Origin of the sequence: Paenirhodobacter enshiensis, from assembly GCF_000740785.1 — a bacterium.
GTDB lineage: Bacteria > Pseudomonadota > Alphaproteobacteria > Rhodobacterales > Rhodobacteraceae > Rhodobacter > Rhodobacter enshiensis.
Window position 1 is genome coordinate 1 of the sequence record NZ_JFZB01000085.1, and the last position, 205, is coordinate 205.

Sequence of the window (205 nt, forward strand, 5' to 3'; positions counted from 1 at the left end):
TGGAGTGAGATCGGCAAGGTTCACCCCGGCGATCTCGTCGCGGCAGAACCGTTCCAGCCGGATCATTTCCCATCGGGCGCCGCGTTTTTGCGGGGATCTCTCGCGCGCATAGCGCTGCATCAGCTCGCCGAAGGTGATCGAGGCCGGCGAATCATCTGCATTCAGAAGCAGAAATTCTTCGCGTGCGGCCCACTCTTTCGCGGCC

The 205-nt window shown here is 62.0% G+C and carries 1 pseudogene; it reads right to left on the reverse strand.

The annotated features are described in order from the left end of the window. A pseudogene (locus CG50_RS17155) lies at positions 1-205 on the reverse strand (tyrosine-type recombinase/integrase); the annotation flags it as partial.